Origin of the sequence: Rhizobium etli CFN 42, assembly GCF_000092045.1 — a bacterium.
In the GTDB taxonomy this organism is placed as follows: Bacteria; Pseudomonadota; Alphaproteobacteria; order Rhizobiales; family Rhizobiaceae; genus Rhizobium; species Rhizobium etli.
Genome location: NC_007761.1, coordinates 2,280,187 through 2,301,234, shown reverse-complemented (window position 1 = coordinate 2,301,234; position 21,048 = coordinate 2,280,187). Strand labels below are relative to the sequence as shown.

Sequence of the window (21,048 nt, the reverse complement as noted above, 5' to 3'; positions counted from 1 at the left end):
CGATGGCAAATTCAAGACCCACGCTTTGCAGCAGCATAAAAATGAAAGTTTCTCCCGTATGAAATCCGATATCAAGCTGATCGACTACCTCGCGGTGCGCCGCTCCATCCCCGCTTTCCAGATGTGCGAACCCGGCCCCGAAAAGGCCGAGATCGAGGAGATCCTGCGGCTTGCTTCGCGTGTTCCCGATCACGGCAAGATCGCTCCCTGGCGCTTCATCGTCTATCGCGGAGATGAGCGTGCGCGCCTCGGCGAGGAGCTTCTCAAACTGGCGATCGAGGCAAAGCCGGAGCTTTCCGAAGAGATGATCCAGGTCGAGCGCACCCGCTTCACCCGCGCACCGGTTGTTGTCGCCGTGGTCAGCAAGGCGGGGCCGCATATCAAGATCCCGGAATGGGAGCAGCTGATGTCGGCGGGCGCGCTTTGCCTCAATGTCATTCTCGCCGCCAATGCCAATGGCTATGTCGCCAACTGGCTGACGGAGTGGTTCGCCTATGACGAGCGCGCCTATCCGCTGCTCGGCGTCGAACCCGGCGAGAAGGTTGCGGGCTTCATCCATATCGGCTCGACGACATTTCCAGCGATCGAACGGCCGCGGCCGGAGCTTGCCGATACGGTGACCTGGGTCGGCGGAGAAGACTGATGTTCTACACGACCGACAGCAACCGGCACGGGCTCGCGCATGATCCCTTCAAGGCGATCGTGTCGCCGCGGCCGATCGGCTGGATCGGCAGCAAGGGCAGGGACGGTTCGATCAATCTTGCTCCTTATTCCTTCTTCAACGCCGTCGCCGACCGGCCGAAACTGGTGATGTTTTCTTCCGCCGGGCGCAAGGACAGCCAGCGCAATGCGGCGGAAACCGGCGCCTTCACCTGCAATTTCGTCAGCCGCGATCTCGCCGAAAAGATGAATCTCTCCTCGGCGGCGCTGCCCTACGGCAACAGCGAATTCGATTTCGCCGGGCTGACGCCGAAACAGTCCGAACTGATCGACGCGCCCTATGTCGGCGAGGCTTATGCCGTGCTCGAATGCAGGGTCACCGAAATCGTCGAGCCGAAAACGCTATCGGGCGCGCCGTCTGAAAACGTCCTCGTCTTCGGCGAGGTGGTCGGCATCCATATCGACGAGGCGATCGTAAGGGACGGCCGCCTGGACATGTCGATCGCCCGGCCTGTCGCCCGCATGGGCTACATGGATTACAGCGAAGGCAGCGATGTTTTCGAGATGTTCCGGCCGCAGACACCAAAGGCGGAAGCCTGAGCAAAGGCTTAAGAAATATGGTGAACCAATCTTAAACCTTTTGTCGCTACGGTCACAGCATTGAATGAAACGCGAGAGAATCGCGTTCAAGTGCTGGGGCGTCGCGTGATCGTAGAAGCTTTCCTTCGTTGGATCGAAACGGCCAAGACCGGTGATCGGGCCCGGGCCGCGAACGCGCTCGGCCGAGCCTATCTGCAATCCGAGATGAGCGGCGATGAGCGGGCGGCAGCCGAGATGGCGATGACCTTTCTTCTCGACGACCCGTCGCCGCGTGTGCGGCTGGCGCTGGCCGAGGCGGTCGCCTGGTCGCCCGACGCGCCGCGCAGCCTGATCCTTTCGCTTGCCGCGGACCAGCCAGAGGTTGCCTGCCACGCCGTCACTTGTTCGCCGCTTCTCAGCGACGCCGATCTTGTCGACCTCGCCGCACGCGGCAACGGCGCCACCCGCATGCTCATCGCGGCCAGAGGCCATGTCACCCGTCCGGTCTCGGCTGCACTCGCGGAGGTCGGCGATGAAGACGAAGTGCTCTGCCTGCTCGAAAACGACGGCGCGGCCATCTCCAGCCAATCGTTGAAACGCATCGCCGAGCGGCTTGGCGATTGCTGTGATATTCGCAACCTGCTGTTCGACCGCAGCGATCTTCCTGCCGATGCCCGCCAGCTGCTCACCCAGCATGTCAGCAATGCGCTGGTCGGTCTGCCACTGGCGCAGGCGGCGATCGGCCTGCAGCGGCTCCAGCGCATCAGCCGAGAGGCGACCGAGGCAGCCATCGTTTCGATCGCCGGTGATATCGCGCCGCGGGAGATAACGGACCTTGTCGAGCATCTGCGCCTCAACGGCCGGCTGACGCCCTCCCTGCTGATGCATGCGCTCTGCGCCGGCAAGCTGGACTTCTTCGCAGCTGCAATCGTTGATCTGACAGCGTGCAGCGAGCGCAGGGTGCGCTCGATCCTGGCAACCGGGCGCATGCATGCCGTGCGCGCCCTCTATGAATCCGCCGGCCTGCCAAGGGATATCAGCGTGATCTTCGTCGAGGCGACGCTTCTGTGGCGCGAGGCCGTTCGAAAGGCGCCGGGCAGCATGCTGGGCACTGTCGGCGGCCGTCTTCTGGAAAAATTCCGCCATCACCATGGCGCACACGGCGCGGCCGGGGAACTGCTCGACATGGTGGAAAAGCTTCATGTCGCCGAGCAGCGCCAATCGGCCCGTGTCTATGCGGCGCTTGCGGCGGCCTAGTCCTTCAGCCGGGTCACCACCCAGGAATAGCTTGCGGATACGAAATGCACGGGTTTGGAAAGCGTCTCCTTGACGTCCCGACCGGATGGCAGATGTGCGCGGACCTGGCCAGCGATGTTTTCAGCAAAGCCGGCGAGGCCTGTTGGTTCTTCGGGTGCCACAGGAGCGGTGTTGGCTGCGGTGGCAGGCAAGGGCGCCGGTTTCGGCGGTTCGGCGGCGGCAAGCGCTTTCGGCGCCTCGCACACGGCGATCACCGAGGGATAGCTGACATTGGCATAGGCCTTGAGCCGGCGTTCGGCTTCGGCATCGCAAGCGGCAACGGTTTCCCAACGCTTGTCGACCGTCGCGACATAGTTGCATTGGCTGACGGAATCGTCGCAACCGAGAATGGTCATTGCGATGAGCACCGCTTGCATATTCTGCCTCCTTGGCTATTGAACCTGAAAGCGCCTTAGACGGTGCAATTCCAACCGAAAGAAGGCGGAGGCATTAACTCTTCGTCATGTCAGCAGAAATTTGCATCTCCCGCAAACATTGGAAACCATCATGTCCGTCACCATCGCCCAGGAGCCGCCGCGCCAGGACGGCGTCATTCGCCTGCTCGATCTTTCCGACGCCTATGCAGCGTCACTTTATCCCGCGGAGAGCAACCACATGGTCGATCTCTCCTCGCTGGAGAAACCTTCGGTAAGCTTCTTCGTCGCCCGCAATGAGGGGGCGATCGTCGGATGCTGCGCGCTGGTCGAGGCCGGCAACGGCACGGCGGAGATCAAGCGCATGTTCGTTGACCCGCAGGCGAGGGGCTTGAGGATCGCGAGCCGGTTGATGAATGCGCTGGAGGCGAACGCGAGGGAAAAGCGGCTGACGGCGATCCGACTCGAGACCGGCATCTACCAGCCGGAGGCGATCGCCCTCTACCGCAAATACGGATATCGGGAGATCGAGGCTTTCGGCACCTATCTGCCGGATCCGCTCAGCCTGTTCATGGAAAAGCGGCTGGGATAGCAGTTTGCGAAGGCAGGTCAGCCTTCCGCAACGCGGGGGATCGGCTTGGATGGCGGGGCCTGTTCGTCGATGACGATCTGCGGGAGCTTCTCGCCGCTCTCGGCATTGCGGGCCTCATGAATCCATTCGCGCCAGATTGCGACGATCAGCGCCATCAGCACCGGGCCGATGAAGAGGCCGAGAAAGCCCATTGTCTTGACCCCGCCGATAAGGCCGAAAAAGGTCGGCAGGAAGGGCAGCTTGATCGGGCCGCCGACGAGCTTCGGCCGCAGGGTCTTGTCGACGATGAAGAGTTCGACAGTACCCCAGACGAAGAGGGCGATGCCCGCGGCATGCGAGCCGCTTGCCAGGAGATAGACGGAAACCAGCGTGAAGGAGAGCGGCGCGCCGCCCGGTATCAGCGCCATCACGCCCGTTAGTACGCCAAGCGTTACCGGCGACGGCACACCGGCAATCCAATATGCCACGCCGAGCACAATGCCTTCGCCGATCGCAATCAGCGTCATGCCCATGACGGTGGAACTGATCGTTGCCGGAACGACGCGGGAAATGCGCTCCCAGCGGTTCGGCAGGATGCGTTCGCCCAGCATGTCGATCTGCTTGGAGAAGGAGAAGCCGTCGCGGTAGACGAAGAACAGCGCGATCAGCATGAAGAGCAGCGTCAGCAGAAGGTGGAAGGCTCCACCGCCGGCTGCCAGCAGGGCGCGATAGATGTTGCCGATATTGGCGCCGCTAACCGCTTGAATGAGTTCCCCCAAGGCGCCGGGACTGCCGATATATTTTGTCCAGACGTCATCCAGATAGGCTCCTGCCCAGGGCAGCGCGACGATCCAGTCTGGCGTCGCGGCGCCAGTGCGGTTGGCGTGTATCGCCCACGTGACCCAGTTTCGCACCTCGCCCGTCGTATAGGTGACCGCGAGCCCGATCGGAATGACCAGGAAGGTAACGATCATAACGATGGCGATGGTCGCGGCGATCGTCGTATTGCCCCCGACGCGGGAAAGCAGCTTGCGATAGAGCGGCCAGCTGGCAAAGCCGATGACCAGGGCCGCAAGCACCGGCACGAGGAAACCGTAGAAGAAGTAGACTCCGGCGGCGACGACCAGCACCAGCAGCCATCGCGCCGCCGAAATGGAGGGAATCAGCGGTGTGCGCGTCGGCGCCGATGGCCCCAGCCATCGCGGCTCATGATTGCTTTTCTGACGGTCGAACACACCCACCCGCGCCTCTTTTTATTCTTGTACTCTGGTTATGGGCCATGAACCCGGCGGTTTCAAGGTCCGCGCCGTGAAAGCTGATATAAAGCATCATTATTCGGCCGTCAGACACGTCGTCTTACTGCCGCGGGCGGCTGAGAACCTTGAAGGCGTAGAATTGCGTCTTCTGAGTGGTCGAGAAATTATTGTCGGAGCCGAGGATGAGGACGCCGGCACCGTCCTCGGCCTTGCCGAGCGACATCGCCTCGATATTGTCGGGAACGAGGCCAATTGCTCTGAGGTCGAGTATCTGGCTCTTGCAGGCAGGGACGACTGGCAGGTCGATCTTGGCGAGTGAGCGGATGGCGCCATTCCCTGGGGCGGTCGCGCGCCGTCCGCTTCAGTTTCGTGAAATCGCAGATGCTAAAATGCGACGCGCCGGGCGTATCTGTCAGATCGTTCGGCGCGCCTGAGAGGTGTTTAAATATCAAGGTTTTCGGCGAAGGCTGCACGCTCCTGGATGAAGCGGAAGCGGGCTTCGGGCTTGGTGCCCATCAGATCGTCGACGGCGCTGCGGGTGCCTTCGAAATCCACCTCGTCGATCAGCACCCGGAGCAGGGTGCGCTTGGCCGGATCCATGGTGGTTTCCTTGAGCTGGGCGGGCATCATTTCGCCGAGACCTTTGAAGCGGCTGATCTCCACCTTGGCCTTGCCCTTGAATTCCGTCTGCATCAGTTCGGCGCGATGATTGTCGTCGCGGGCGTAGGCGGATTTCGCCCCTTGGGTGATCTTATAGAGCGGCGGCACGGCGAGGAAGAGGTGACCGCCGCGCACCAGTTCCGGCATCTCCTGATAGAAGAAGGTGATGAGCAGCGAAGCGATGTGGGCGCCGTCGACGTCGGCATCGGTCATGACGATGATGCGCTCATAGCGCAGATCTTCCTGACGGTATTTCGAGCGCGTGCCGCAGCCGAGCGCCTGGATAAGGTCGGCAAGCTGCTGGTTGGCGCCGAATTTTTCGCGGCCGGCGCTGGCGACGTTGAGGATCTTGCCGCGGAGCGGAAGGATCGCCTGGTTGGCGCGGTTGCGCGCCTGCTTGGCTGAGCCACCCGCCGAATCGCCCTCGACGATGAAGAGTTCGGCGCCTTCGGCGGTGTTCTGCGAGCAGTCGGCAAGCTTGCCGGGCAGGCGCAGCTTGCGCACCGCCGTCTTGCGGTTGACTTCCTTTTCCTTGCGGCGGCGCAGCCGCTCCTCGGCGCGCTCGATCACCCAGTCGAGCAGTTTGGCCGCTTCGTTCGGGTTGTCGGCAAGATAGTGGTCGAAAGGGTCGCGCAGCGCATTCTCGACGATGCGCTGGGCCTCGACCGTCGCAAGCTTGTCCTTGGTCTGGCCGACGAATTCCGGCTCGCGGATGAAAACCGACAGCATGCCGACCGCCGAGATCATCACGTCGTCGGTGGTGATCTGGGCAGCGCGCTTGTTCTGGGTCAGCTCGGCATAGGCCTTCAGGCCCTTGGTCAGCGCGATGCGCAGGCCGGCCTCATGTGTGCCGCCTTCAGGCGTCGGGATGGTGTTGCAATAGGAATGCACCTGCGGGTCGCCGCCATACCAGGTGATCGCCCATTCCATCGAACCGTGGCCGCTGGCCTTCTCCGTCTTGCCGGCGAAGATTTCGCGGGTGACGGTGAATTCCTTGCCCATCGTCGCCTGGAGATAGTCCTTGAGGCCGCCGGGGAAATGGAAGGTGGCCTTGTCGGGCACCTCCGACCCTTCCGGCAGTACGCCAGGCTCGCAGCTCCAGCGGATCTCGACGCCGCCGAAGAGGTAGGCCTTCGAGCGCGCCATGCGAAAGACGCGGGCGGCCTCGAACTTCATGTGGTCCCCAAATATCTGGGGGTCGGGATGGAAGCGCACGCGGGTGCCGCGGCGATTGTGGACGTCGCCCAGTTCTTCGAGCCCACCCTGCGGCAGGCCGCGGGAAAAGCGCTGGCGGTAAAGCTTGCGGTTTCGCGCCACCTCGACCTCGAGGAAGTCGGAGAGCGCGTTGACCACCGAAACGCCGACGCCGTGCAGGCCGCCCGATGTCTCGTAGGCCTTGCCGTCGAATTTACCGCCGGCATGCAGCTTGGTCATGATGACTTCGAGTGTCGACTTGCCCGGCACCTGCGGATGGTTCTCGACCGGAATGCCGCGGCCGTTGTCGGTGACGGTGAGATAGCCCTGCAGATCGAGATGCACCTCGATGAAATTGGCGTGTCCGGCAACCGCCTCGTCCATCGCGTTGTCGATGACCTCGGCGAAGAGGTGATGCAGCGCCTTTTCGTCGGTGCCGCCGATATACATGCCCGGACGCATGCGCACCGGCTCGAGCCCTTCCAGGACCCGGATCGACGAGGCGCCATAGTCATCCGCGTTCGAGGCGACAGGTGCCGGGCGCGTCGGCGTCGAGGGCACGGCCGTCATGGGGGCGGCCGCCGACGGACGTTCGCTCGGCGCGGCTGGCTTCTGCGCCTCCTCGCGTTTTTCGGAGAGGGGCAGTCCGGAAAAAAGGTCGTTGCTGTCGTCCATGGGGCCGTTCAGATCTTCATCCTGTCTTGGGTCTGGCTTGGGGCTTGCATCCGCCGCCGGCCCAAAATCACCGCATTTCATGTCACGTTTGCGAATCAGGCAGATTCTGCCAGAAAGCACCGAAATACGCGACACCGCCGGTTTGGCGGCTTTAACACATGATTTGCGTTGCCGGGCGCGGAATGGCAAGCGGCGGCAGGCTTCAGGAAACCATCCGCATGCGAATGTCCACAAGTGATTGCACCGTTATCACCGTAATTGCGGCCTTTTTCTTGTCCGCAACCATCCTTTCGGCCGGCGGACCGGCACGGGCGGCCGACGCCCTGCCGCCTTTCAAGGACGACCTGTTTTCGAAGCAGTCTGTGCTGCAGACTAGCGACGGCGGCGCCTTTGAGGTCGTCGATTATGACGAGATGCGCGATATCAACGGCCGCGACCAGATCCCGGAGAAGCGGGCGCAGCAGAAATATGTAGCGCTCGGCATCCGCAAGGCCCAGGCGGATGAAACCCTTTCACTCGACGGCATCAGGCTCGATGTCACCAGGGTGGGACCGGCGGCGAATGCCGCCTTCACTGTGATTTTCATTCATGGCCGCGACGGCGACCGCCGGCTCGGGGCCAATGATTACAGCTTCGGCGGCAATTTCAACCGGCTGAAAAACCTCGTCGCCGGCAATGGCGGGGTTTATTATTCGCCGACGGTCAGGAGCTTCGACAGCAACGGCGTTGCCGCGATCGAAGGCCTCATCCGCTATGCCAGCGCGCAATCGCCCGGCCGGCCGGTGATCCTGTCCTGCGCCTCCATGGGCAGTCAGGTCTGCTGGGGCATCGCGCGTGACGAGGTCAGCGTCAAGCGGTTGAAGGGCATGTTGATTCTGAGCGGCGTCACCGATACGGATTTCGCCAGAAGCGCCTTCTGCAAGGCGAAGCTGCCGCTCTGGTTCGCGCATGGCAGCCGCGATCCGGTCTATGCGGCGACAGACCAGCAGGCGCTGTTCGAGAGCCTGCGCAAGGCAAAATATCCGACGCGCTTCACGCTATTTCAGACAGGTAATCACGGAACGCCGATCCGAATGATCGACTGGCGCAGGGTCCTGAACTGGATTCTTGCCGCATAACGGCCGTCTTACGGCAGAAATATGCCCGAGATCGCAGAGATTCCCGTTACGTCAGGGGCTTGATGCTTTTCTTTGCCGCAAGCTTTTGATAATGCGGCCGGGGATATGAAGTTTGTGGAAGGCCGGCATGACACCTGACGTGCGCCCGCTGGTGGCGGGAAATTGGAAAATGAACGGCACGCGTGCCTCCCTGGATCAGATCAAGGCGATCGCCGAGGGTGTTCGCCCGCCGCTCGCCGACAAGGTCGAGGCGCTGATCTGCCCGCCGACGACGCTGCTCTACGTGGCGACCGCGCTCTGCACCGACAGCCCGCTGGCGATCGGCGCGCAGGACTGCCACCAGAAGCCGTCGGGCGCGCATACCGGCGACATTTCCGCCGAGATGATCGCCGATAGCTTCGGCACGTACGTGATTGTCGGCCATTCCGAGCGTCGCACCGACCATGCCGAGACGGATCATCTGGTCCGCGCTAAAGCGGAGGCGGCTTTCGCTGCCGAGCTCACCGCGATCATCTGCATCGGCGAGACGGCTGACGAACGCCGCGCCGGGCAGGAGCTCGACGTCATCAAGCGCCAGCTTTCCGCCTCGGTTCCCGATGCCGCAACAGCCGAAAACACAGTCATCGCCTACGAGCCGATCTGGGCGATCGGCACCGGGGTCACGCCGACATCAGGGGATGTCGAGAAGGCGCATGCCTTCATGCGTGCGGAGCTCGTCTCCCGCTTCGGCGACGAAGGCCGCAAGATGCGGCTTCTCTATGGCGGCTCCGTCAAGCCCGCCAATGCCGGGGAACTGTTGGGCATCGCCAATGTCGACGGCGCGCTGATCGGCGGAGCGAGCTTGAAAGCCGCCGACTTCCTCGCCATTTACCGGGCCTATGAGGCGCTGCTCGCCTGACGCATTGTTCATAGCTCGGTTTATTCCGGCAGAAGGGCTTGGAATAGGCGAGAGCCTCATGTAAAGAGCCGCCAGAATTCATATTTATGTCCGTCTCCACACGGGCAGGACTGGACCCATGCAGACAGTATTGATTGTCATCCATCTCATGATTGTGCTCGCCCTCGTCGGCGTCGTGCTCATCCAGCGCTCGGAAGGCGGCGGCCTCGGCATCGGCGGCGGTTCGGGCTTCATGTCGGCCCGCGGCACGGCCAATGCGCTGACCCGTACAACCGCGATCCTTGCGACCTTGTTCTTCCTGACCTCGCTTGGCCTCGGCATATTGACGCGTTACGAGGGTCGTCCGAGCGACATCCTCAACCGCATCCCCGCGACGAGCGGCCAGGGCAACGGCATTCTCGATTCGCTCGGCGGCGGTGCACAGGCTCCGGCGAGCCAGCCGGCCGGCAATGGCGTTCCGAGCAGTGGTGCGGCTGCGCCCGCACCACAGGCTCCGGCAGCCACCGCGCCTTCAACGACTGCTCCGGCAGCAACTGCCCCGGCAACGCCCGCAGCTCCGGCCGCGCCGGCGCCGGCTCAGCCTTCCGGCGTCCCGACGGGACAGTAAACCGATCTTTGACATAAACCGCCGGCAGGCCCTCGGGTCTGCCGGTTTTCTTTTGTTCAGATTCCGCGCCACCCTCCGAAAATTCCGGAAAAGAATTTTTGGGGCTGGCGGAATCGTTTTTGAAAAGGTATCCGGTGAATCCCATGGCGCGATACGTATTCATCACTGGCGGCGTGGTTTCCTCCCTCGGAAAAGGAATTGCGGCCGCGGCTCTCGGAGCGTTGCTGCAGGCCCGTGGATATAGGGTCCGGCTTCGCAAGCTCGATCCCTATCTGAACGTGGACCCGGGCACGATGAGCCCGACCCAGCACGGCGAGGTCTTCGTCACCGACGACGGCGCGGAAACCGATCTCGATCTCGGCCACTACGAACGCTTCACGGGGCGTTCGGCGACCAGGACCGACAACATCACCACCGGCCGCATCTACAAGAACATCATCGATAAGGAGCGCCGCGGCGACTATCTCGGCGCGACGGTGCAGGTCATTCCGCACGTCACCAACGAGATCAAGGATTTCGTCACCGAGGGCAATCAGGACTACGATTTCGTCATCTGCGAGATCGGCGGCACGGTCGGCGATATCGAAGCAATGCCTTTCATGGAGGCGATCCGCCAGCTCGGCAATGATCTGCCCCGCGGCACCGCCGTCTATGTCCATCTGACGCTGATGCCTTACATCCCGGCGGCCGGCGAGCTCAAGACCAAGCCGACCCAGCATTCGGTGAAGGAACTACAGGCGCTTGGCATTCACCCCGATATCCTGCTTGTGCGCGCCGACCGCGAAATCCCAGAGGCCGAGCGCCGCAAGCTCTCGCTGTTCTGCAACGTGCGTCCGTCCGCCGTCATCCAGGCGCTCGATGTCGCCAATATCTATGACGTGCCGATGGCTTACCACAAGGAAGGCCTCGACGACGAAGTGCTCGCCGCCTTCGGGATCGAGCCGGCGCCGAAGCCGCGCCTTGATCAGTGGGAAGAGGTCTGCAATCGCATCCGTACGCCGGAAGGCGAAGTGACGATCGCGATCGTCGGCAAATACACCGGCCTCAAGGATGCCTATAAATCGCTGATCGAAGCGCTGCATCATGGCGGTATTGCCAATCGCGTCAAGGTGAAGCTCGAGTGGATCGAGTCCGAGGTCTTCGAGAAGGAAGATCCGGCACCTTATCTGGAAAAGGTGCATGGCATCCTGGTGCCGGGCGGCTTCGGCGAGCGCGGCTCCGAGGGCAAGATCCACGCGGCGCGCTTCGCCCGCGAGCGCAAGGTGCCTTATTTCGGCATCTGCTTCGGCATGCAAATGGCCGTCATCGAGGCGGCGCGCAATCTCGCTGATGTGCCGGACGCGTCGTCGACCGAGTTCGGCCCGGCGAAGGAGCCGGTGGTCGGCCTGATGACCGAATGGGTCAAGGGCAACGAGCTGCAGAAGCGGACGGCAGCCGGCGATCTCGGTGGCACCATGCGTCTCGGCGCATACAAGGCGGCGCTGAAGAAGGGCACGAAGATCTCGGATATTTACGGCTCGACGGATATCTCCGAGCGTCATCGCCACCGCTACGAGGTCAATATCGACTACAAGGATCGGCTCGAGAGCTGCGGCCTCGTTTTCTCCGGCATGTCGCCGGATGGCGTGCTGCCGGAGACGATCGAATATCCCGATCATCCGTGGTTCATCGGCGTGCAATATCACCCGGAACTGAAGAGCCGGCCCCTCGACCCGCATCCGCTGTTTGCAAGCTTCATCGAAGCGGCGACCGAACAGAGCCGTCTCGTCTGACGCATGCGGCGCCAGATCGCGCGGTTATGCGCGATCTGGCTAATCGGCCATTCCATTTTCAGGCAGCGGCTGGCAACGGTCCGATGTAGACCGAACGGGGGCGGATCAGCCGGCCGTCGAGCGCCTGTTCGCGGGCATGCGCCAGCCATCCGACCGTGCGGCCGATCGCAAAGACGCCGGTGAAGGCCTGGCGCGGAAAGCCGAGCGCTTCTAGCAGCAGCGCAGTATAGAATTCGACATTGACGTCGAGCGGCCGGTTCGGCTTGCGCGCTTTCAGGATCGCCAATGCGGCGGCTTCAACCGCCTCGGCGAGTTCGCCGCGGGCGCTGTCGACCTGGCCTGACGCGATCAAAGGCTTCAGCGCGCCTTTAAGCGCATCGACGCGCGGGTCGCGGACGCGGTAGATGCGGTGGCCGAAGCCCATCAGCCTTTCGCCGCGATCGAGTGCATCGGCAAGCCATGTGCCGGCATTATCAGGCGTTCCCACCGCATCCAGCATATCGAGGACGGGACCGGGCGCGCCGCCATGCAGCGGCCCCTTCAGCGCGCTCAACGCCGCCAGAACCGAAGAGGTGAGGCCGGCCTGCGTCGAGGCGATGACGCGCGAGCGAAGGTCGAGGCGTTGAGGCCATGGTCTGATATCGTCACGAGATAGGTGTCGAGCGCCGCCGTCTGCTCTTGGGTCGGCAATCGTCCGGTCAGCATGCGCAGGATATCGGCCGCGTGCGGTAGTGAGGCATCGGGCGCGATCGGCTTTTGACCGCGCTGTAGCCTGAGAATCGCCGGCAGGAAGACTGCCGGCGCTGCCAGCAGGGCGAGGGCGATGCCGAAATCCTCACCGTCCGGCAGCCTGGCGATCAGCGCCCGCATCGCATCGACCGGCGGCAGGGCGAGCAAGGCGGCGTCGGCGGCCTGGACATGGAAAAAGGTCCTTGTTCGGGCTTCCGCCAGCCAATTGCGCAACTGCGCTTCATCGAAGCTCCGTTCCATCAATCCGTCGAGCAGCAGGGCTGCCACGCGCTCGTAGGTTCCGCCCGCGACCAAATGATCCAGCGATACGCCGCGGATGATCAGTCGCCCCGCTTCGCCATCAACATCCGAAAGCTGGGTTTCGGCGGCAATGACGTCTTCCAAGCCGTTTTGCATGATGTTTTCTCCTTTACCGTGCGGATGATCCGACCTAGTTTCATTGACGTCAATCTTGACGTAATTGATCAATGTGAGGCTGTGATGTCGTGGCTGACCGCCGAGGAGGCGCTGCAGGCGCTGAAGACCAAATCGCAGACACTCTACGCCAATGTCAGCCGAGGGCGGATCCGCGCCAAGCGCGATCCCGCCGATCCGCGCCGCAGCCTCTATCACGCTGCCGACGTGCGGCGGCTTGCCGATCGCCATGCCGGCCGCCGCAAGGCCGAAACGGTCGCGGCCGAGACAATCCGCTGGGGCGATCCCGTTCTCTCCTCGGCAATCTCCACCGTTTCGAGCGGACACCTTTTCTATCGCGGCCAGGACGTGGCCAATCTTGCAGAGACGGCGACGCTGGAGCAGACGGCGGCATTGCTTTGGAATGGAGCGGAGACGCCTGCCTTCTCGACCGCGACCGCGGATGGCCTTCCATCGCTTCAGGCCGCGTTCCTGGCGCTTGCCGGGCGGGTGGCATCGGACCTGCCGTCGCTTGGCCGCTCGCCGACAGTACTGCGGCGCGAGGCGCATGGGATTCTTGCAACGATCGCGGATGCGCTGGCGCCCGGCGCTTCGGAGATGCCGCTGCATCTCAGGCTCGCGGCAAGCTGGCAGCGGCCGGAGGCCGGCGATTGCCTGCGTCGCGCGCTGGTGCTGCTTGCCGATCATGAACTCAACGCCTCGGCCTTTGCGGCACGGGTCACCGCGTCATCGGGTGCGGCGCTGTCGGCCGCCGTGCTTTCCGGTCTGGCGACGCTGACGGGACCGCTGCATGGCGCCGCCTGGCAGAGCGTCGATGCGTTGATCGAGGCGGCTTGCACCCTCGGTCCGGCACAGGCGATCCGCCGCACCCTTGCACAGGGCAATCGCTTATCCGCCTTCGGTCACCCGCTCTATCCGGACGGCGATATCCGGGCGCTGGCGCTGCTTTCGCAATTTTCACTGCCGCCTGAGTTCGCCGAGGTCAGGGAGAGGGGCGAGGAGGTCGTCGGGGAAAAGGTCAATATCGATTTCGCACTTGCCGCGATGGCGGCGGCCTTCGATCTGCCGAGAGAGGCGCCGATCGTCATTTTTTCGCTTGCACGCTGCACCGGATGGCTTGCGCATGCGATGGAGCAGATCGAAAGCGGCGAATTGATCCGGCCACGGGCACGGTATACCGGACCGGTGCCCTATATGAAGAGCAGCACTTGAGGATGCGCGGCCTGCTTTTTTCGCCTATGGAAATGTCCGAATTCGGCTATCATGCCTCGCATGGAAGAAGACGGTTGGCGGGTGCTTTCGCAGAAGCAGTTCCGCACGGTCACGGGGGCTTTCCATGAATATGACGTTTCTCAAGCTGTTTGCCGCCGCGCTCGTTGCCGGCCTCATTCCGCATGACGCGGCGCTCGCGCAATCTGCGGGCTGCGCGATCTCGCGCGATGCCGGCGCCCGCCAGACGCTCAGTTGCCCTGGTGGCGTCAAGGTGACGGCGGAGGCCGGCGCGTCTTTCCAACTCTCCGACCGCAACCGTGACGGCAGTCCCGATTCGGCCTCGGTGCGGCGCAAGGCCATTCTCGTCGATGTCGACGGCAGTCAGCATGCCGGTGGTTTCCAGGTGGTGACACCGCAGGCGATCGCTGCCGTGCGCGGCACACAATGGGCTGTCGACGTCGCAGGCGGCAAGACCTCGGTCTTCGTCGTCAGAGGCAGCGTGGCCGTCCGCCGGCCTGCCGGCGAGCCGGTGGTGCTGTCATCGGGCGAGGGCGTCGATGTTAGCAGCGGAACCGAACCGCTGGTCGTGCGCCGCTGGCCCGCACCGCGTGTGGCCGCCCTTCTCGCCCGGCTCGGCCAACAGATGCCATGAGTCATCGCCTGCTGACGGTGATCGCGCTGCTGCTCGCCGGTCTTTGGGGCGCGGCGCTAGGCTATCTCAATCTCAATGGCGGGATAGGCCTCCTCGATCGGATGGAGGCCTCGCTCGCCGACATTCGCAGCATCGTCGTCGGGGCGAAAGCACCGCCTTCCGTCGTCTCGATCGTCGCGATCGACGACCGTACGGCGGCGACCCACGGCTATCCCCTAGACCGGGCGACACTGGCGCGCCTGGTCAATGCAATCAACGCTTTGAAGCCAAAGGCCCTGGCGCTCGACATCCTGCTCGTCGATCCGGGACCGGAGGAGGGCGATGCTGCGCTGACCGCTGCCCTTGGAGAGGGACCGAGCGTTATTGCGGCGGCGGCCACCTTTGCGCAGAGCCGGCAGCGGGTCACCGACTTGGCGGACGATCCGCTTGCCGCCATCCCTGAAGCAGATCAGCTTCTCTTGCCGCTTCCCCGCTTTGCCAGCGCGGCCGCGGTCGGTGTCGTCAACGTCGCCACCGACCAGACCGGCACGCCGCGTTTCATTCCGCTGATCTCGCGCGCCGCAGACCGGCTGGATCCGGCTTTTCCGCTGCGTGCCGCCTCGGTGGCGCTCGGTGTCGACCCCAGCATCGAACGCGATGCGATCATGCTCGGGACATTGCGCATTCCCACGGATATCGGCCAGCGCCTGCCGGTGACCTTCTATGGCGGGCGCGGCAGTATCACCACGTCAAGCGCCGCCGACGCGCTTGGCGGCAAGCTGGGAGCGGACGCGGTCACCGGCCGCATCGTCGTCATCGGCTCGACCGTCACCGGCGGCGGCGACGTCTTCCCGACGCCCTTCGATCCCGTCATGCCGGGCGTCGAGGTGATGTCGACCGCGATCACCCATCTCGTCACCGGCGACGGCATGGTGCGCGACCACAGGATCAGACTGATCGATGCCGCCATCGCCGTCGGGCTGGCGATCACGCTGGTTTCGCTGACCGCCTGGCGGCGCAGTGCTGTGGGCTATGCCATCATCGTGCTGGCGCTCGTCGTCTGGGCAATGCTCAATCTGGCGGCGTTTGCGCATGGCTATTGGCTGAGTGCCGCGTTGCCGATCGCCGCAGCATTGCCACCGGGCCTGATCTTCGGTGCAGCCGAGCTCTGGCTCGACCGCGGCCGCGCCCGCCATTTCGCCGAACAGAGCGCGCTGCTGCAGCGCATCGAGGCGCCCGGCCTCGGCGAATGGCTGGCGCGCCATCCGAATTTCCTGGCCGCCCCGGTGCGCCAGAACGCCGCCGTCGTTTTCATCGATCTCTCGGGCTTCACCGGCCTCAGCGAAGCCCTCGGCCCGGTCAAGGTGAGCGAAATGCTGAGCGGTTTCTTCGAAATCATCGATGAGGAGGCGCGCGCCCATGGCGGCGCCATCACCAGCTTCATGGGCGACGGGGCGATGATCCTGTTCGGCCTGCCGGAAGCCGCCGACGACGATGCCGCCCGGGCTATCGCCTGCGCGGTCAGGCTCTGCGAGCGCACCCGCGCCTGGCTTCGAACGCAGGGGGGCTTTGCCGGGAAGAAAATCGATTTCAAGGTTGGCGCCCATTGCGGGCCGATCGTCGCCTCGCGGCTCGGCACCGGCGACAGGCAGCAGATCACGGCGGCGGGCGATACGGTTAACGTCGGGAGCCGCCTGATGGAGGTCGCCGCCCGCCATGGCGTCGAGCTGGCGCTCAGCGCCGAAATCGTCGGCGCCGCAGGTCCGGACAGCGTGCTCCTCAAATCAGGCCGGATAGAAGGGCCGCTGGAAACGGAACTGCGCGGCCGGGCAAGCCATATCGACGCCTGGCTGTGGCGCAGCCGCACGCTTTGACAATCGCAGCGGGAGCGGCTAGGAACGACGCAAATATCCCGCCGGCTGGCTCCGGCCATGGCGCATTTCGCGCCTGACAGCTCCGAAAGATCGAACTCATGACAGAATTTAACGGCGTCGTTCCGGCGATCGCCAAGGCGTTGCAGAAGCGCGGTTACGCCGAACTCACCCCGGTGCAGCAGGCGATGCTCGATCCGGCGCTGGCCGCTTCCGACGCGCTGGTCTCGGCCCAGACCGGGTCCGGCAAGACTGTCGCCTTCGGATTGGCGTTGGCGCCGACGTTGCTCGACGGCCACGAGCGCTTCGGCAACGCCGGAGCGCCGCTCGCCCTCGTCATCGCCCCGACGCGCGAGCTTGCCCTGCAGGTAAAGCGTGAACTCGAATGGCTTTACGAGATGACCGGCGCGGTGATCGCCAGCTGCGTCGGCGGCATGGACATCCGCAGCGAGCGCCGAGCGCTGGAACGCGGCGCCCATATCGTCGTCGGCACGCCTGGCCGGCTCTGCGACCATATCCGCCGCCGGGCGCTCGACATGTCGGATCTGAAGGCCGCCGTGCTCGACGAGGCCGACGAAATGCTCGATCTCGGCTTCCGCGAGGACCTGGAATTCATTCTCGATTCAGCGCCGGACGAGCGCCGGACGCTGATGTTTTCTGCAACCGTCCCGGCAGCGATCGCCAAGCTTGCCAAGAGCTATCAGCGCGATGCGGTGCGCATCAGCACTGCGGCCGAGGAAAAGCAGCATGTCGACATCGAATATCGCGCGCTGATGGTGGCCCCGAGCGACCGCGAGAACGCGATCATCAACGTACTGCGTTATTACGAAGCGACCAACGCCATCGTCTTCTGTTCGACGCGTGCCGCCGTCAATCATCTGACCGCGCGCTTCAACAACCGCAATTTTTCGGTCGTGGCGCTTTCCGGCGAGCTGACGCAGAACGAACGCAGTCATGCGCTGCAGGCGATGCGCGACGGGCGCGCCCGCGTCTGCATCGCAACCGACGTCGCCGCCCGCGGCATCGATCTGCCGGGCCTCGATCTCGTCATCCATGCCGACCTGCCGACCAATCCGGAAACGCTGCTGCATCGGAGCGGCCGCACCGGCCGGGCCGGGCGCAAAGGCATCAGCGCCATGATCGTGCCGCTGAATGCACGACGCAAGGCCGAGCGCCTGCTCGAGAATGCCGGTATTTCGGCCGCCTGGGCGCGGCCGCCCTCGGCCGAGGAAGTGAACGAGCGCGATGACGAGCGGCTGCTCGCCGATCCGATTTTTCACGACGCTCCGCAGGAGGAAGAGCAGGGGCTGGTGCAGCAGCTTCTCTCCAGCCACGGCGCCGAAAAGCTCGCAGCCGCTTTCCTGCGTCTTTATCGCACTAATCATTCGGCGCCGGAGGACCTGATCGAGGTCACCGTGCAGGACGGGGGCAGCCGCAAGCGCCGCGACAATGCCGAATCTTATGAGCCGGCGCAGAAGGGACCGCGCGAGGATTTCGGCCCCAGCGTCTGGTTCTCCGTCTCGGTCGGGCGCAAGCAGAATGCCGAGCCGCGCTGGCTGATCCCGATGCTCTGCCGCAATGGCAACGTCACGAAGCGCGAGATCGGCGCGATCAAGATGCAGCCCGAGGAAACCTATGTCGAGATCGCCGTAGCAAGCGCCGACGGCTTCCAGGAGGCTCTCGGGCCGAACAAGACGCTCGAACGCGGCATCCGCGTCACCAGGCTTTCCGGCACGCCGGATTTCAGCCGCGCGGCGGCGCCGAAGCCCTATGCCGGCAAGTCGTCGCGTGACGAACGGCCGGGCGAAGCCTTCCGCGACGAGCGGCCGAAAAAGAAGTTCGGCAAGGGTTCGGGCGGCGGATATGCTGCAACTGACAATGCCGGCCAGGAGCGACGCGACAGCAAGCCGTGGAGCAAGAAACCCGGCAAGCCTGGCTTCGATGGCCCGCAGTCCGACAAGCCCAGATATGACAAGCCGAAGTTCGAGGGCGGCAAATTTGAGGGCAAAGGCGGCGCCGGACCGAAGAACAAGTTCTCCAAGAAGAAGCCCGGCTGATTGCGCAGGTAGCGGCGCCGAATTGGTGGATTTCATAATCGGAGGGATCAGACGGCGATGAAAAGCCCTGGCACGTCGCGTCTCGATCCGGCCGCCTTCATCCAGGCCAATCTGCCGATCTCGACGGTTCCCTCCATTCCTGAGATTCTGCTTCACACAGCGGGACCCGCGAGCGGGCTCTGGCGGCTCGCCGGCCGTGGCGAAACTGCTCCGCCACCTTACTGGGCCTATCCCTGGGCCGGTGGCGCCGTGCTTGCCCGCCATCTGCTCGATCGCCCGGAACTGGTCGCCGGCCGCCGCGTCCTTGATCTCGGGGCCGGCTCCGGGCTCGTCGCCATCGCGGCAGCCAAGGCCGGGGCTGCCGCCGTGACGGCGATTGATGTCGATGCTAATGCCATCGCCGCAATCGGCCTTAACGCGACGCTCAACAGCGTGGACATCATTGCCGTCGCCGCCGATATCATCGCGGCACCACCGCCGAAGGAGACTGATCTCCTCCTTGTCGGCGACCTGTTCTATGACCCCACACTTGCCGTGCGGGTGACGGCTTTCCTGCGGCGTTGCCAGACCGCCGGCATCGAGGTGCTAATCGGCGATCCGCATCGCGCCTACCTGCCGCAGGGCGCACTTCAGCAAATTGCGACGCATGCGGTTTCGGATTTTGGGGCTGGGTTCAGCGACGGGGCGGTGCAGGCGGGCGTTTTTTCCCTTTCCTGAAGCAGCTGAAAGTCTGAACTACACCAGAAGATCCGGCCGCAGCAGCATGACCGAGCACGGTGCTCCAGCCGACAGCTCCGGCGCATGCGGCGGGCGGATGATGAGGCAGTCGGCTTGCGCGAACACTTTCATCATTGAGGAATCCTGCTTGCCGAACGGTTCGGCCAACCAGCTTCCGGAAGCAGACTTCGTAAGCTTCGCCCTGATATAGTCCTGCCGGTGATCATTGGCGCGCAGCGTGACGGCTGCCTCCACCATTGCCTCGCGTCGCACCGGGGGCAGGGAGGCGAGCTTGCGGATCAGCGGCTCCAGGAACAGCAGCGAACAGACCAAGCTCGAGACCGGATTGCCGGGCAGGCCGAGCACATGCGTCTCGCCGAAGCTGCCGACCATCAGCGGCTTGCCGGGACGCATGGCGATGCGCCAGAAATCGAGCTGCATGCCGGCCTCGATCAGCGTCGCCTGGACCAGGTCATGGTCGCCGACCGAAGCGCCGCCGAGGGTGACGATGACATCGGCCTCGGCAGCGCGCGCCATCTCGATCGCCGCGGTGATCCTCGCCTGGTCGTCCGGGACGATGCCGAGATCGAGCACATCGGCGCCGGCCTTGCGGGCGAGGGCTGCGACACCGAAGGTATTGGACCCGATGATTTGCGAAGGGCCGGGCGTACTTCCGGGCGGCAGCAGTTCGTCGCCGGTTGCGAGGATAGCGATCAGCGGGCGTTTGAGAACCTCGACATCGGGCCGGTTCATGCCGGCTGCGACCGTCAGCCGCGAGAAATCGAGCACGGTGCCGGCCGACAGCACAGCTTCACCCTCGACGAAATCCTGGCCGCGGGGACGCACATGCTGGCCCTGGCGGACGGGGAAATTCGTTCGGATGCCGCCTTCGATCTTCTCAGCATCCTCCTGCAGCAGGACGCTGTCGGCGCCTGGCGGAACGGGCGCGCCGGTGAAGATGCGGACGGCTTCTCCGTGGCCGACGTTTCCCGCAAAGCCGTGGCCAGCCGCCGAGGTGCCGATGACCTTCAGCACGGCACCCGGCTCCGGCGCGTCGTCTCGGCGCAGCGCATAGCCATCCATCGCCGATGCATTGAAGGGTGGCTGTGTCAGCCCCGCCGTGAGATCGACGGCAAGGACGCGGCCCTCTGCTTCGGCGAGCGGCAGGCTCTCGAATGCTGTGACCGGCTTTGCCCGAGAGAGTAGGCGGTTCTGTGCCTCGGCGACCGGCAGAAGGTTCATCTTGCCTCCGGATGACGGAAGTCGCCTGACTTGCCGCCGGATTTTTCGAGCAGCCTGACGCCGCCGATCTCCATCGCCTTATCGGCGGCCTTGGCCATGTCATAGATCGTCAGGCAGGCGACCGAGACGGCGGTCAGCGCCTCCATCTCGACACCGGTCTTGCCGGTCAGCTTGGCGGTTGCCGTGACGCGCAGGCCGGGCAGGGCGGCATCTTCCTCAATCTCGACGGTGACCTTCGTCAACATCAGCGGATGGCAGAGCGGGATCAGATCGGCGGTGCGTTTTGCCGCCATGATGCCGGCCAAGCGCGCCGTGCCGATGACATCGCCCTTCTTGGCACTGCCCTGACGGATGAGCGCGAGCGTTTCAGGCGCCATTCTCACATGGCCTTCGGCGGTGGCGACGCGAACGGTTTCGGGCTTGTCGGAGACGTCGACCATATGCGCCTCGCCTGACGCATCGATATGGGTGAGGCCGGGCTTACCGCCGCTCAT

The 21,048-nt window shown here is 64.0% G+C and carries 18 protein-coding genes and 2 pseudogenes; 13 read left to right on the top strand and 7 right to left on the bottom strand.

The window, feature by feature from the left end:
- The first annotated feature begins 58 nt into the window (after positions 1 to 58).
- The 3 genes from RHE_RS11220 (at position 59) to RHE_RS11210 (ending at position 2,496) form a co-directional block, all read left to right on the top strand.
- A complete protein-coding gene (locus tag RHE_RS11220; RefSeq protein WP_011425456.1) occupies positions 59 to 643 on the top strand; it encodes a nitroreductase family protein in 585 nt (194 codons plus the stop codon).
- A complete protein-coding gene (locus RHE_RS11215) occupies positions 643 to 1,260 on the top strand; it encodes a flavin reductase family protein (RefSeq protein WP_011425455.1) in 618 nt (205 codons plus the stop codon). Before RHE_RS11220 ends, RHE_RS11215 begins: the two co-directional genes overlap by 1 nt.
- A 90-nt stretch (positions 1,261 to 1,350) precedes the next feature.
- Positions 1,351 to 2,496, top strand: coding sequence for a DUF2336 domain-containing protein (locus tag RHE_RS11210; protein WP_042118503.1), 1,146 nt, complete (start codon positions 1,351 to 1,353; stop codon positions 2,494 to 2,496).
- Here RHE_RS11210 and RHE_RS11205 read toward each other — a convergent pair.
- Entirely contained in the window at positions 2,493 to 2,912 is a 420-nt protein-coding gene (locus RHE_RS11205; protein ID WP_011425453.1) for a hypothetical protein, read from the bottom strand. The two genes, RHE_RS11210 and RHE_RS11205, sit on opposite strands and share 4 nt — an antisense overlap.
- 130 nt (positions 2,913 to 3,042) lie before the next feature.
- Between RHE_RS11205 and RHE_RS11200 the strand changes: the two genes are divergently transcribed.
- Entirely contained in the window at positions 3,043 to 3,501 is a 459-nt protein-coding gene (locus tag RHE_RS11200) for a GNAT family N-acetyltransferase (protein ID WP_011425452.1), read from the top strand.
- Positions 3,502 to 3,518: 17 nt separating this feature from the next.
- Here the strand turns inward: RHE_RS11200 and RHE_RS11195 are convergent, their stop codons facing one another.
- The 3 genes and pseudogenes from RHE_RS11195 to parE form a co-directional block, all read right to left on the bottom strand.
- A complete protein-coding gene (locus tag RHE_RS11195) occupies positions 3,519 to 4,721 on the bottom strand; it encodes an AI-2E family transporter (RefSeq protein WP_041678651.1) in 1,203 nt (400 codons plus the stop codon).
- Positions 4,722 to 4,836: 115 nt separating this feature from the next.
- Positions 4,837 to 5,064, bottom strand: a pseudogene (locus tag RHE_RS31620) (esterase-like activity of phytase family protein); the annotation flags it as partial.
- Positions 5,065 to 5,177: 113 nt separating this feature from the next.
- On the bottom strand, positions 5,178 to 7,265 hold the full coding sequence (gene parE, locus RHE_RS11190; protein ID WP_042118501.1) for a DNA topoisomerase IV subunit B: 2,088 nt from the start codon (positions 7,263 to 7,265) through the stop codon (positions 5,178 to 5,180).
- Between the two features lie 218 nt (positions 7,266 to 7,483).
- On the opposite strand from parE, the gene RHE_RS11185 reads away from it, so the two are divergent.
- The 4 genes from RHE_RS11185 (at position 7,484) to RHE_RS11170 (ending at position 11,660) form a co-directional block, all read left to right on the top strand.
- The gene (locus RHE_RS11185; protein ID WP_011425449.1) at positions 7,484 to 8,383 is read left to right on the top strand and encodes a dienelactone hydrolase family protein; all 900 of its coding nucleotides are present in this window, start codon (positions 7,484 to 7,486) and stop codon (positions 8,381 to 8,383) included.
- Positions 8,384 to 8,510: 127 nt separating this feature from the next.
- The gene (gene tpiA, locus RHE_RS11180) at positions 8,511 to 9,281 is read left to right on the top strand and encodes a triose-phosphate isomerase (protein ID WP_020921334.1); all 771 of its coding nucleotides are present in this window, start codon (positions 8,511 to 8,513) and stop codon (positions 9,279 to 9,281) included.
- Positions 9,282 to 9,399: 118 nt separating this feature from the next.
- Positions 9,400 to 9,888: a preprotein translocase subunit SecG gene (gene secG, locus RHE_RS11175; RefSeq protein ID WP_011425447.1), complete on the top strand. Its 489-nt coding sequence runs from the start codon at positions 9,400 to 9,402 to the stop codon at positions 9,886 to 9,888.
- Positions 9,889 to 10,031: 143 nt separating this feature from the next.
- On the top strand, positions 10,032 to 11,660 hold the full coding sequence (locus RHE_RS11170) for a CTP synthase (RefSeq protein ID WP_011425446.1): 1,629 nt from the start codon (positions 10,032 to 10,034) through the stop codon (positions 11,658 to 11,660).
- Positions 11,661 to 11,718: 58 nt separating this feature from the next.
- Here RHE_RS11170 and RHE_RS11165 read toward each other — a convergent pair.
- Positions 11,719 to 12,806, bottom strand: a pseudogene (locus RHE_RS11165) (citrate synthase/methylcitrate synthase).
- A gap of 84 nt (positions 12,807 to 12,890) precedes the next feature.
- Here RHE_RS11165 and RHE_RS11160 point away from each other — a divergent pair.
- From RHE_RS11160 to RHE_RS11140, 5 genes are all read left to right on the top strand, one after another.
- The gene (locus tag RHE_RS11160; RefSeq protein ID WP_042118499.1) at positions 12,891 to 14,036 is read left to right on the top strand and encodes a citrate synthase; all 1,146 of its coding nucleotides are present in this window, start codon (positions 12,891 to 12,893) and stop codon (positions 14,034 to 14,036) included.
- Positions 14,037 to 14,160: 124 nt separating this feature from the next.
- Positions 14,161 to 14,688, top strand: coding sequence for a FecR domain-containing protein (locus tag RHE_RS11155; protein WP_011425444.1), 528 nt, complete (start codon positions 14,161 to 14,163; stop codon positions 14,686 to 14,688).
- On the top strand, positions 14,685 to 16,541 hold the full coding sequence (locus RHE_RS11150) for a CHASE2 domain-containing protein (RefSeq protein ID WP_011425443.1): 1,857 nt from the start codon (positions 14,685 to 14,687) through the stop codon (positions 16,539 to 16,541). The genes RHE_RS11155 and RHE_RS11150 overlap by 4 nt, the downstream gene beginning before the upstream one ends.
- 98 nt (positions 16,542 to 16,639) lie before the next feature.
- Positions 16,640 to 18,595, top strand: coding sequence for a DEAD/DEAH box helicase (locus RHE_RS11145; protein WP_011425442.1), 1,956 nt, complete (start codon positions 16,640 to 16,642; stop codon positions 18,593 to 18,595).
- A gap of 57 nt (positions 18,596 to 18,652) precedes the next feature.
- Positions 18,653 to 19,312: a class I SAM-dependent methyltransferase gene (locus RHE_RS11140; RefSeq protein ID WP_011425441.1), complete on the top strand. Its 660-nt coding sequence runs from the start codon at positions 18,653 to 18,655 to the stop codon at positions 19,310 to 19,312.
- Positions 19,313 to 19,330: 18 nt separating this feature from the next.
- Here the strand turns inward: RHE_RS11140 and RHE_RS11135 are convergent, their stop codons facing one another.
- Entirely contained in the window at positions 19,331 to 20,554 is a 1,224-nt protein-coding gene (locus RHE_RS11135) for a molybdopterin molybdotransferase MoeA (RefSeq protein ID WP_011425440.1), read from the bottom strand.
- Positions 20,551 to 21,048 (bottom strand): cyclic pyranopterin monophosphate synthase MoaC, encoded by a 498-nt coding sequence (gene moaC, locus RHE_RS11130; RefSeq protein ID WP_042118494.1) that lies wholly within the window; start codon positions 21,046 to 21,048, stop codon positions 20,551 to 20,553. Before moaC ends, RHE_RS11135 begins: the two co-directional genes overlap by 4 nt.